Annotated in this window: 10 protein-coding genes; 5 read left to right on the top strand and 5 right to left on the bottom strand. The window is 69.6% G+C overall.

Features of this window, described 5'->3' with window-relative positions; genetic code table 11:
• The first annotated feature begins 5 nt into the window (after positions 1 to 5).
• The 4 genes from ACN20J_RS31450 to ACN20J_RS31435 all read left to right on the top strand — a co-directional run bounded on the left by ACN20J_RS31450 (position 6) and on the right by ACN20J_RS31435 (position 4,234).
• Entirely contained in the window at positions 6 to 530 is a 525-nt protein-coding gene (locus ACN20J_RS31450) for a PadR family transcriptional regulator (protein ID WP_143636691.1), read from the top strand.
• Positions 527 to 1,213 (top strand): ABC transporter ATP-binding protein, encoded by a 687-nt coding sequence (locus ACN20J_RS31445; RefSeq protein WP_189837409.1) that lies wholly within the window; start codon positions 527 to 529, stop codon positions 1,211 to 1,213. Before ACN20J_RS31450 ends, ACN20J_RS31445 begins: the two co-directional genes overlap by 4 nt.
• Complete coding sequence (locus ACN20J_RS31440) at positions 1,210 to 3,543, top strand: ABC transporter permease (RefSeq protein WP_419667333.1); 2,334 nt, start codon at positions 1,210 to 1,212, stop codon at positions 3,541 to 3,543. Before ACN20J_RS31445 ends, ACN20J_RS31440 begins: the two co-directional genes overlap by 4 nt.
• Before the next feature lie 157 nt (positions 3,544 to 3,700).
• Positions 3,701 to 4,234 carry an alkyl hydroperoxide reductase gene (locus tag ACN20J_RS31435; protein ID WP_189837407.1) on the top strand — a complete coding sequence of 178 codons (534 nt, stop codon included), beginning with the start codon at positions 3,701 to 3,703 and terminating at the stop codon, positions 4,232 to 4,234.
• A 174-nt stretch (positions 4,235 to 4,408) separates the two neighbouring features.
• On the opposite strand, the gene ACN20J_RS31430 is transcribed toward ACN20J_RS31435, so the two are convergent.
• The 5 genes from ACN20J_RS31430 to ACN20J_RS31410 all read right to left on the bottom strand — a co-directional run bounded on the left by ACN20J_RS31430 (position 4,409) and on the right by ACN20J_RS31410 (position 10,674).
• Positions 4,409 to 5,806 (bottom strand): AI-2E family transporter, encoded by a 1,398-nt coding sequence (locus ACN20J_RS31430; protein WP_419667332.1) that lies wholly within the window; start codon positions 5,804 to 5,806, stop codon positions 4,409 to 4,411.
• Between the two features lie 135 nt (positions 5,807 to 5,941).
• Positions 5,942 to 6,658 carry a transglycosylase SLT domain-containing protein gene (locus ACN20J_RS31425; protein WP_361916685.1) on the bottom strand — a complete coding sequence of 239 codons (717 nt, stop codon included), beginning with the start codon at positions 6,656 to 6,658 and terminating at the stop codon, positions 5,942 to 5,944.
• A 419-nt stretch (positions 6,659 to 7,077) separates the two neighbouring features.
• Positions 7,078 to 8,403: a PhoH family protein gene (locus ACN20J_RS31420; protein WP_189837404.1), complete on the bottom strand. Its 1,326-nt coding sequence runs from the start codon at positions 8,401 to 8,403 to the stop codon at positions 7,078 to 7,080.
• A gap of 321 nt (positions 8,404 to 8,724) precedes the next feature.
• Complete coding sequence (locus ACN20J_RS31415; protein WP_189837403.1) at positions 8,725 to 9,498, bottom strand: isoprenyl transferase; 774 nt, start codon at positions 9,496 to 9,498, stop codon at positions 8,725 to 8,727.
• 777 nt (positions 9,499 to 10,275) lie between these two features.
• Entirely contained in the window at positions 10,276 to 10,674 is a 399-nt protein-coding gene (locus ACN20J_RS31410; protein ID WP_190229665.1) for a winged helix-turn-helix transcriptional regulator, read from the bottom strand.
• A gap of 67 nt (positions 10,675 to 10,741) precedes the next feature.
• Here ACN20J_RS31410 and ACN20J_RS31405 point away from each other — a divergent pair, with 67 nt between their 5' ends.
• On the top strand, positions 10,742 to 11,902 hold the full coding sequence (locus ACN20J_RS31405; protein WP_419667331.1) for a winged helix DNA-binding domain-containing protein: 1,161 nt from the start codon (positions 10,742 to 10,744) through the stop codon (positions 11,900 to 11,902).
• Positions 11,903 to 11,979 lie beyond the last annotated feature (77 nt).

The raw sequence follows: 11,979 nt of genomic DNA, 5'->3' as shown, positions 1-11,979 counted from the left end.
TCCGCATGTCCATCGGTCACACGCTCCTAGGACTCCTGGAGTCCGGGCCCCGCCACGGTTACGACCTCAAGCGGGCCTTCGACGAGAAGTTCGGTCACGACCGGCCGCTCCACTACGGCCAGGTCTATTCGACGATGTCCCGGCTGCTGAAGAACGGCCTCGTGGAGGTCGACGGGATAGAGGCGGGCGACGGCCCCGAGCGCAAGCGGTACGCGATCACCGAGGCGGGCGTCACCGACGTCCAGCGGTGGCTCGCCACACCGGAGAAGCCCGAGCCCTACCTCCAGTCGACCCTCTACACGAAGGTCGTCCTCGCCCTCCTGACGCACCGCGACGCGTCCGGGATCCTCGACACCCAGCGCGCGGAGCACCTGCGCATGATGCGGATGCTCACCGACCGCAAGCGCAAGGGCGACCTCGCCGACCAGCTGATCTGCGACCACGCACTCTTCCATCTCGAAGCCGACCTGCGCTGGCTGGAACTCACCGCCGCGCGCCTCGGCAAGCTCGCAGAGGCGGTGACTCGATGACCCCCGCAGGCTCCCTGCTCGTGGCCCACGACCTGCGCAAGGCGTACGGCCCCACCAACGCCCTGGACGGCGCCGGGTTCAACATCCACCCCGGTGAGGTCGTCGCCGTGATGGGCCCCTCGGGCTCCGGCAAGTCGACCCTCCTGCACTGCCTGGCCGGCATCGTGACGCCCGACTCGGGCTCGATCATGTACGGCGGCCAGGAGATGGCGACGATGAACGACGCCCAGCGCAGCGCGCTGCGCCGCTCCCAGTTCGGCTTCGTCTTCCAGTTCGGCCAGCTCGTACCGGAGCTGACCTGCGTGGAGAACGTGGCTCTGCCGCTGCGGCTGAACGGTGCCTCCCGCAAGGAGGCCGAGCGCACCGCCCTGGCCCGGATGGAACAGCTGGAGGTCGACGACCTCAAGGCCAAGCGGCCCGGCGAGGTCTCCGGCGGCCAGGGCCAGCGCGTCGCCGTCGCCCGCGCCCTGGTCACCGACCCGCGCGTGCTCTTCGCCGACGAGCCCACCGGCGCCCTCGACTCCCTCAACGGCGAACGCGTGATGGAGCTGCTCACCGACGCCGCCCGCTCCGCCAACGCCGCCGTCGTCCTCGTCACCCACGAGGCCCGCGTCGCCGCCTACTCGGACCGCGAGATCGTCGTACGCGACGGCAAGTCCCGGGACATGGAGCGCGTCGTATGAGTGCACGCCAGTGGTCGAAGGACCTGGCCATGGGCGCCAAGTTCGCGTTCACCGGAGGCCGTGAAGGCTGGGTGCGCGTCCTGCTCACGGGCGTGGGCGTCGGTCTCGGGGTGGCGCTGCTGCTGCTCACCACCGCGATACCGAACGCGATGCAGGCACGGTCCGACCGCGAGTACTCGCGCATGGACGTCGTGTACAGCGACTCCGAGCCGGCCAAATCCGACAAAACCGTGCTCGTCGCGAACGTCGACACCGAGTTCCGCACCCAGGACATCCGCGGCCGCCAGCTGGAGCCCGAGGGTCTGCGGGCACCGCTGCCGCCGGGGCTGAAGAAGTTCCCCGCGCCGGGCGAGATGGTCGTCTCCCCCGCGCTCAAGAAGCTGCTGGAGTCCAAGGACGCCAAGCTGCTGCGCGAGCGGCTGCCGGAGCGGATCACCGGCACGATCAGCGAGCCGGGCCTCATCGGTTCGGCCGAACTCGCCTTCTACTCGGGCGGCGACAACCTGGCCCGGTACCACGGCGGCCCCAACGTCACGCGTATCGACACCTTCCAGGGCGAGGCGCCGCCCTCGGAGGAGATGGACCCGGTCCTCCTGCTGCTCGTCCTCACGGTCTTCGTGGTGCTGCTGATGCCGGTCGGCGTCTTCATCGCCGCGGCCGTACGCTTCGGCGGCGAGCGGCGCGACCGCAGGCTCGCGGCGCTGCGGCTGGTCGGCGCGGACAGCCGGATGACCCGCCGGATCGCCGCGGGCGAGGCGCTCTCCGGGGCGGTGCTCGGGCTGCTCTTCGGCACCGGCTTCTTCCTGATCGGCCGCCAGATCGCGGGCTCCGTCGAGATCTTCGGCTTCAGCGTCTTCCCGAGCTACCTCAACCCGACGCCCGTACTCGCCGTCCTGATCGCCGTCGCGGTCCCGGCCGCCGCGGTCGCGGTGACGCTGCTCGCCCTGCGCGGTGTGGTCATCGAGCCGCTCGGCGTGGTGCGCACGGCCAGGCCCGCGCGACGCCGCCTGTGGTGGCGACTGCTGCTGCCGCTGGGCGGTATCGGCCTGCTCGTCCCGATGATCGGGAAGGGCACCGAGAACGGGAACTTCAACGAGTACATGGTGACCGGGGGCGTCATCCTGCTCCTCGTCGGCATCACCGCGCTGCTGCCGTGGATCGTGGAGGCCGTCGTGGCGCGGCTGAACTCGGGCTCGGTCTCCTGGCAACTGGCGGTCCGCAGGCTCCAGTTGAGCAGCGGTACGGCGGCCCGCATGGTGAACGGCATCGCGGTGGCGGTGGCCGGTGCGATCGCCCTGCAGATGCTGTTCGCCGGAGTCCAGAGCGACTACACGGAGTCCACCGGCAACGACCTCTCGCGCGCCCAGATGCAGATGTCCGTACCGAGGACCGCCTCACTCGCCGACGCCAGGGAATCCCTCGCCGGGACCCGCGGTGTGCGCGAGGCCATGGCGCTCTCCGACGGCTGGCTGGGCGAGGGCAGGAAGGACCCCGAGAAGTCCGCGGGGCTGACCGTCGGCGACTGCGCCTCCCTGCGCGAGGTGGCGAAGCTGCCCTCGTGCCGCGAGGGTGACGTCTTCGCCGTGCGCGGCGCCGAGTACGACACGGACACCCCGAAGCTCGCCGCACCTGGCGGAAAGCTCTACATCGACCCCTCCTACAGCGACTCCGAGAAGGGCAAGGAGGTCGCCTGGACGGTGCCGCGGGACATCAAGAAGGCCGGCACGCGCAACGACCCGAAGGGCTGGGAGCGGGGCGGTTTCCTGTTCACCCCGAGCGCGCTGCCCACCGCGGCGGCCTCGACCCTCGACGGGCAGATCTACCTCCAGCTCGACCTGGCGGTCCCGGACGTCCGCGAACTCGTACGCAACGCCGCGGCGAAGGTGGACCCGCTCGCGAGCCCCTGGTCGTACTCGGCTAGCGAGCGCTCCGAGACCTTCGGCTCCATCCGTACCGGGCTGTTCGTCGGAGCGGCCTGCGTTCTCGCGCTCATCGGGGCGAGCCTGCTCGTCTCACAGCTGGAGCAGCTGCGCGAGCGCAAGAAGCTCCTGTCGGTCCTCGTCGCCTTCGGCACCCGGCGCCGCACACTGAGCCTGTCGGTGCTGTGGCAGACCGCGATCCCGGTCGCCCTCGGCCTGCTCCTCGCCTCGGTGGTGGGCCTCACCCTGGGCGCGGTCCTGCTGAAGATGACGGACACCAAGGTGACCGTGGACTGGCTGAGCGTCCTGGCCATGACGGGCATCGGCTCGGCGGTCGTCCTCGTGGTGACGGCCCTCAGCGTGCCGCCGCTGCTGCGGTTGATGCGGCCGGACGGGCTGCGGACGGAGTAGGCCCACGGAGGAGGCCCACGGTGTGGCCCCATGGAGTGCTCGCTCAGCGGCCAGAAGGTGACTGAGCAGTTACTCCATGGCAGGCTTGGCGACGTCCGAACGAGAGCCAAAGGTCACAAAGCGACCTTTCTCTGTGCCCAAGAGGAGCCAGTGACCGATGTCGCTCGACGCGCTGAAGTCCGCGATTCCGGACTACGCCAAGGACCTTCGGCTGAACCTCGGTTCGGTGATCGGCGACTCCGGGCTTCCCCAGCAGCAGTTGTGGGGGACGGTGCTCGCCTGCGCCATCGCCTCGCGGTCACCCCGTGTGCTGCGTGAGCTGGAGGAGGAGGCCAACGCGAAGCTCTCTCCGGAGGCGTACACGGCGGCCAAGACCGCCGCGGCCGTCATGGCGGTGAACAACGTCTTCCACCGCACGCGGCATCTGCTCTCCGATCCGGAGTACGGGAACCTGCGGGCCGGTCTCCGTATGAACGTGATCGGCGACCCTGGGGTGGAGAAGGTCGACTTCGAGTTGTGGTCGCTCGCCGTGTCCGCGATCAATGCGTGTGGGCGGTGTCTTGACTCCCATGAGCGGGTGCTTCGCAAGGCGGGTGTCGACCGGGAGACCGTTCAGGAAGCGTTCAAGATCGCTTCGGTCGTCCAGGCCGTGGGGGTCACCCTCGACGCGGAGGCGATCCTGGCGGAGTAGCTCCGCCGGCCTTCACCGTCGTCCCTTACTCAGGGGCTCCGCCCCCGAACCCCCGCTCCTCAAACGCCGGAGGGGCTGGGTGGGCGGGGGCTTGCGGGGTGGGATGCGTGCGGGTGAGTCGTGGCTGGACTGCGCAGTTCCCCGCGCCCCTGAAAACCTAGGGGCGGGGGTGGCCTACGACGGTGGGCGGTGTTCCACCGGGGCCACCCCCGTCGCCGTCGCCCCCCGCGGCACCGGCGACGTACGCAACGCCGGCTCCTGGGAGTACGAACGCAGGTAACCGACCACCGTGTTGGTGACGGCGACGAGCGGTACCGCGACGACCGCGCCGCCGATGCCCGCGACCATCCCGCCCGCCGCGACGGAGAGGACGACGGCGAGCGGATGGACCCGAACCGCCCGGCCGAGGATGAACGGCTGGAGGATGTGGCCCTCGATCTGCTGGACGGCGAGCACGACGAGCAGCGCCATGACCGCGGTGAAGACGCCCTGTGTCACCAGCGCGACCACCACCGCCAGCGCGCCCGAGACGACGGCACCGACCAGCGGGATGAACGCGAACAGGAAAATGAAGACGGCCAGCGGGACAGCCATCGGGACGTCCAGGAAGAAGATGCCCAGGCCGATGAAGATGGCGTCGATCAACGCGACTATCACCGTCCCGCGGACATAGGCCGTGAGCGTGCGCCAGGCACGCGGGCCCGCCCCCGCCACCCCGGGCCGCGCCGCCGCCGGCACCAGCTTGAGCGTCCACTGCCAGATGCGCTTGCCGTCGTAGAGGAGGAAGAGCGTGGAGAACATCGTGAGGAGGATGCCGGTGAGGGCCTCGACGATGACGGTGACGCCTTCCAGGCCCGCCGACGTGATCTCGTCCGTGTTGGCGCCGACGGCCTCGCGCAGGCTCTTGGCGATGTCCTTGATCTGGTCCTCGGTGACGTGGAACGGGCTGTTGAGCAGCCAGCGCTGCAACTCGTCGATGCCGTCCTGGATCTGGTCGGAGAGGTTGTCGATGTTCTCCATGACCTGCCAGACCACGAACCATCCGACGAGCCCCATGACCACGAAGCCGAGGGTCGCGGTCAGCGCGGTGGCGAGCCCGCGCGGCACCCCGTACCGCCGCAGCCGCGCCACGGTGGGCTGGAGCAGCGCGGTGATGAGCAGCGCGGCGACGAAGGCGAGGACGACGAGCTGCACGGCGCTGATGACGCGCATCAACACCCAGACGGTGCCCGCGAGTACGAGCAGCCGCCAGCCTGCCTCGGCGGCGACCCGCATGCCCCAGGGGACGGCCGCGGCCGGGTCGGGGCGGGCGGCGGGGGCCGGGGCGGCCACGAGAGTGTCCGAGGGAGGGGAGGGAGGCCGGGGCGGTGTGCCGGTCCCGTTGGCGGTGGACGCGACCCGAGCTTCGGCGCCGTCCTTGCCGTTCTGGTCGATGCCGTTGCTCCGGCCGAAGTCGTCGCCCTCGCCGAAGTCGTCGTCCTTCTCGGCCTGCGCGCGGCGGGCGTTCAACCGGTCGCCCATTTCGGTGAGTCCGGCGCCGAGCCGGCCGAGCCACCCTGGCACTCTCGACATGATCCGTCCCTTTTCCCCGTCGTGCCCCACCACTCCCCCCTGGAGTCGTCGGCATCGACCGTACATGGCAGAAGCCCCTCACCGTAGGACGGTGAGGGGCTCCGAAAAGGTTGAGAGGACCGAGTGGCTGTCGGCCTAGTAGTAGTTGTTGGCCTGCCAGAAGTTCCAGGCTTCGCACGGGCTGCCGTAGCGGTCGTTCATGTAGCCGAGGCCCCACTTGATCTGGGTGGCCGGGTTGGTCGCCCAGTCCGCGCCGGCGGAGGACATCTTGGAGCCGGGCAGCGCCTGCATCAGGCCGTAGGCGTCCGAGGTGGGGTTGTCCGCCCGGTAGTTCCAGCTGGACTCGTGGTCCACGATGGTGCTGAAGCACTGGAACTGGTCCGCCGGGACGATCTGGCGCGCCATCGCCTGGATCTCCGCGACGCTGTACGAGGACTGCGTCGGGAAGCTGGACGCGTCACGCGTGGCGGAACGGCTGGCAACCTTGAGGGCTTCCTTCCGCTCCTTCGCCTCCTGCTCGGCCTTCTCCGCGGCCTTCTGCTTGGCGACGGCGTCCTTGGCGGCCTGCTTGCGCGCAGACTCCTCGGCGTCCTTCTTGGCGGTCGCGTCGGCCGCGATGGCCTGCGAGTCGGCCTGCTGAGTCAGGGATGCGGTCTGCACCTGCGCCTGCGCACCCGCGGGTATGTCCGCGAGAAGCGTCGCGCCTGCTGCCGTTGCCTCCGCGTCGTCGCTCGAGGACGCGGTGTTGCCCGAGGCAACACCGGTGACAGCGCCGACAGCGGTGACCGCGGTGGCCGAGGCCACTGCGAATCCCCGGACCGAAATCCGGCTCACACGGTTTCCTTCCAGCATCGCCCGCTACAGGTGACCCTCGCGGACGCAATCGTGCCCTTGACGCTGGCCTCCCAACTGCGGGGTCACGGGAGGCGCGGGCCCGATGGGCAACTCCCGCGAGGGGAGCGCCGCGTGGTGCTCGGGCGGCATACGACGGCGTTATGGAGTTCTGGATACTTCTGTGGTGCCGTACCGCTGGGGGCACAGGTGTGTCGTATGCGGGGCCTGACAGGAGTGAGACTCTGCCGCACCCCGACGCCGGAGGGCAATTCTGTGCCGGGTGTGAAAGCTCACACCTCGTTTGCCCCAGGAGTTTTCCGGAAACGAGCACGCGCCAAGACGCCGCCCGGCTAGGCTCTTCAGCCTTTGCCGGACGGCGTCAATTACCGTGTAGCCACCACCCGTTGGACAGACGCCACAGGTGGTGGCAGGTGGGATCAGATGTGCCCGTCCTCCAGCATTTCGGTCACAAGCGCCGCAATCTGGGATCGCTCGGACCTGGTGAGTGTGACGTGCGCGAAGAGCGGGTGGCCCTTCAGCTTCTCCACGACGGCCACGACTCCGTCGTACCGGCCGACCCTGAGGTTGTCCCGCTGGGCCACGTCATGAGTCAGGATCACCCGTGAATTCGCGCCGATTCGGGACAGAACGGTCAACAGGACGTTCCGTTCCAGGGATTGGGCCTCGTCCACGATCACGAACGCGTCGTGGAGGGAGCGGCCCCGGATGTGCGTGAGCGGCAGGACCTCCAGCATTCCGCGTGCGGTGACCTCTTCGATGACCTCGCGGCTGGTGACCGCGGAGAGCGTGTCGAAGACCGCCTGCGCCCAGGGGCCCATCTTCTCGGACTCGGAGCCGGGCAGATAGCCGAGCTCCTGCCCACCGACCGCGTAGAGCGGACGGAAGACCATCACCTTCTGGTGCTGGCGCCGTTCGAGCACGGCCTCCAGGCCCGCGCACAGGGCGAGCGCCGACTTTCCGGTGCCGGCCCGGCCGCCCATCGAGACGATCCCGACGTCCGGGTCGAGCAGCAGATCCAGCGCGATGCGCTGCTCCGCGCTGCGGCCCTTGATGCCGAAGGCCTCCCGATCACCCCGTACGAGCCGGACGTTGCCCTCGGCCGTCACGCGTCCCAGGGCCTTGCCACGCTCGGACTGGATCATCAGGCCCGTGTGGACCGGGAAGTCGGACGCCTCCGGGACGTACAGGGTCTCCTGGTCGAAGAGGAGGTCCACCTGCTCGCCCGAGAGCGTCAGTTCGGACATTCCGGTCCAGCCGGAGGAGCCCGTGATGGCGAGCTCGGCCCGGTACTCCTCGGCCAGAAGCCCGACCGAGGAGGCCTTGATCCTGAGCGGCAGGTCCTTCGACACGACTGTGACGTCGAACCCCTCGGCCTGCAGATTGCGGGCGACCGCGAGGATGCGGGAGTCGTTGTCCCCCAGGCGATAGCCGCTGGGCAGCACGCTGGGGTCCGAGTGATTGAGCTCGACACGTACGGTCCCGCCCAGTTCCCCGGTGGGGATGGGGGCATCGAGACGGCCGTACTTCACTCGGTAGTCGTCCAGCAGGCGCAGGGCCTGCCGGGCGAAGTAGCCGAGTTCGGGATGGTGCCGCTTGGCCTCCAATTCCGTGACCACGACGATCGGAAGCACTACTTCGTGCTCGTCGAAGCGGTTCATGGCGTGCGGGTCGGCCAGCAGGACGCTGGTGTCGAGAACATAGGTGCGCCGGTCTGGCATACGGCGCTTTGTGCTGGTCACCACGGAAGGACGTACCCCCTCGGATGAGGTCGGGGAGCGACGGAGGAGAGCTGGACCGGTGTCCGGCCGCGATGCACGGGCCGACTACCGGCCCTCTCCGCTTCGTCCGTACTGACCGCACGGTCGGGCTGGTGCAAAGGGCCTCCCGGGCGGACGGCCCCGTGCCGTCCGCTGAGATACGACACCCGTGGTTCGGGTGTCGACCTGCAAGGCTTATGCCCTCGAACGCGCGATGCCATGCCAAGAGCGATGACGGCGCGTTCGTTAACACCAGATGACGTACGTCCCTGATGGCGCCCCCTGCGAGCGGGGCCACCCGAAATCTCAGCCGCCGTAGCGCCTGTGTCGCGCCGCGTAGTCACGCATGGCGCGCAGGAAGTCGACCTTGCGGAAGGCCGGCCAGAAGACCTCACAGAAGTAGTACTCGGAGTGGGCCGTCTGCCAGAGCATGAACCCGGACAGCCGCTGCTCACCGCTCGTACGGATCACGAGGTCGGGGTCGGGCTGGGCGCTGGTGTAGAGGTGCTTGCCGATCATGTCGGTGTCGACCTGGTCGGCGAGCTCCTCCATCGAGGTGCCCTTCTCGGCGTGGTCGAGGATCATCGAGCGCACGGCGTCGGCGATCTCCTGGCGTCCGCCGTAGCCGATGGCGCAGTTCACGAGTATTCCGTCGACGTGCGCGGTGGACTCCTCGGCCTCCTTCAGGACGGTCTGCATCCGGGAGGGCAGGATGTCCGGCGTGCCGACGTGGTGCACGCGCCAGCGGCCGTCGGCGGCGAGCGAGCTCACGACGTTCTCGATGATGCCGAGCAGCGGTACGAGCTCTTCCTCCGGGCGGTCGAAGTTGTCCGTGGACAACAGCCAGAGGGTGACGACCTCGACGTCGGTCTCGGAGCACCAGCCGAGGAATTCCTCGATCTTGTCGGCCCCGGCCCGGTGTCCCTGGGCGGCGGTGCTGCCCGCCGCCTTCGCCCAGCGCCGGTTGCCGTCCATGATGACCCCGATGTGCTTGGGCACCTGGTCGTGGTCAAGGTGGCCTTCCACCCTGCGTGCATAGAACCTGACCAGCAAGCGGCGCAGGTTGTCGCGCAGGTTCACGTTTTCGTCAGCCCCTCCGTGCAGATAACGGTCCCCCGAGGGCGACACCCTACCGCTGCTGGAGCGCCTCTCCCCCTTGGGGTGCAAGGCCTTCTGCTCTCCGGGCCCGCTCTCCGGGCGGTACGGGGCGAGGGCGGGCCGTGCGGGACGACCGCACGGGCGACAGCGTCGACGACGGCACCTCAGGGGCGTACGCCGGGGCGTGTGAGCGCACAAAAAACGGGCCGGTCCGTGGGGGGGAGACGGACCGGCCCGAGGGGGGTTTCCACCATAACCCTTCGTAAGTGATGCTGCGTGCATCGGCGTGCCACAACTACTCTCCGCAGTCGCCCGACAACGCCTGGGTGGGTGCGGAAGCGTTCATTCAAGGGCAGAACATGGCCGAATCACAGCGGATTCCAAGGCGGCGGAGCCGAATCCGGAGGGAACCAGGGGGTTTCCGAGCGGTTCTGGGGCACTGGGCCATCCGCCTCGGACGTACGCCCCAAGGGTGAAGCCCTCGGGAACGTCCACTTGACGCCAAGGATGGATTCGCGACCGCCGCCGGTCCGCGACCCCGGCCGGACCGGAGCCCCGGCACGGAACTTCCGAACGCGCCCCCCGGCACTGTCGGCAGGGCACCGCGCGGCCCCCTCCTCCGCGCGGTACCGTCCCGCGCAGATTTGCTCACGCGAATTACCTTGCTTCGAATTTACGTGAGCCGGAGAGGTGCGACGGACCATCCGGGGTAACGATGTGGAAACTCTGTGAGCGTTTCCGGGATTTTCGTGAGGGGCCTCACCCGGACTGGGCGGCGACCGGAGGCTCTTTGCTCAGGCCTGGGTGTTTACGGGCGACAATTTCCTTCATGTGCAGATCACCCCATTCGCCCAGTGGCAGGAGTGCGGTGTTCAGCGCCTTGCCCAGCTCGGTGAGCGAGTACTCCACGCGGGGCGGCACCTCGCCGTACACCTCCCGGTGCACCACTCCGTCCGCCTCCAGCTCGCGCAGCTGCTGGCTCAGCACCTTCTCGCTGATTCCCGGGGAGTGCCCGCCCCCGATGTTCCGGCGCAGCTCCCCGAAGCGCAGGGTGCCGCCCACGTGCAGCTCCCAGAGGATCATCGGCTTCCACTTGCCGCCCACGACGTCCACGGCCGCGTCCAGGCCACAGCTGTAGGGCCCCTTGCCCTTCGACATGGTCGACTCCTCCCAAGACCGGGGCAGCGGACAGGATCTGACCTAATTCGGGTCTACCGTCGCCGCCATGACATCGAGGATCACATGGGACGAGGCGAGCGCGCGGCGCTATGAGCGGCAACTGCTGAGGGCTCCCGCGCCGGCCGGCACGCCTGTCGCGGAGGTCGTCTCCACGCTGCTCGCCACGCACGCGCAGGTCCTGTCGGCGGCCGAGCTCTCCGTCGGCCTGCGGCTCGACGGCGCGACCCGCCAGGACGTGCGCGCGGCGCTGTGGGAGGACCGAAGTGACGACCGGAGTCTGGTGAAGACGTACGGGCCGCGCGGCACGATCCATCTCCTCGCCGCCACCGAACTCCCCTTCTGGAGCGCCGCGCTGACCGCCGTGCCCGGCACCGCGAGCGCCCCGCCGAGCGTGCGGATGACGCCCGGCCAGGAGGATCAGGTCGTCGCCGCGATCGGTGACGCCCTCGACGGGCGGCAGCTGACCATCGACGAGCTGTCCGAGGAGGTCGTGGCCCGCACCGGCCCCTGGGCCGGTGACCTGGTGATGGAGGCGTTCCAGGGCAAGTGGCCGCGCTGGCGTCAGGTCATGCATCGCGCGGGCCAGTCGGGCGCGCTGTGCTTCGCCCCCAACCGCGGCCGCAAGGCGGCCTACACCCGCCCGCCGCACTTCGACCCGCTCCCCGCGGACGAGGCGCTCGCCACGCTCGTACGCCACTATTTGCACGCGTACGGTCCCGCGACGCCGCAGCACTTCGCCAAGTGGGCCGCCGCGCCCAGGGGTTGGGCCGCCGACCTCTTCGCCTCGCTGGCCTCCTCGGGCGGGATCGAGGAGGTCGACTTCGAGGGGGCGCCGGCCTGGGTGGTGACGGGCGACACGGACTTCCCGACGGAGGCCGTACGCGGGGTGCGGCTGCTCCCCTACTTCGACGCGTACGCCATCGCCGCGCAGCCCCGCGAGCGGATGTTCCCCGGCGCGGCGTACCAGCGGGCCCTGGCGGGCGGGCAGGCGGGGAACTTTCCGGTGCTGCTCGTCGACGGTGTGGTGGCGGGGGTCTGGCACCAGCGGCGGCAGGGGAAGCGGACGACGGTGACGGTGGAGCCGCTGGACCGGCTGACCCGGGCGCAGGAGCGGGAGCTGGGGAAACAGGTGGAGCGGGTCGGTGAAGTGCTGGAGGCCGGGCCGGAGCTGGTGGTGGGGAAGGTGACGGCGGGCGCGCACGCGTAACCGGCGGACGTCAACTCGGCCCGGCTCTCGGGGACTTGTTCGCGCCACGCTCGCCACGCTCTCCATGCCGGCCACAC

This window comes from Streptomyces sp. 2-1, from assembly GCF_048564895.1.
Lineage (GTDB): Bacteria > Actinomycetota > Actinomycetes > Streptomycetales > Streptomycetaceae > Streptomyces > Streptomyces phaeochromogenes.
Note: the sequence above shows the minus strand (reverse complement) of the source record. Positions and strands in the feature narration are given on the sequence as shown.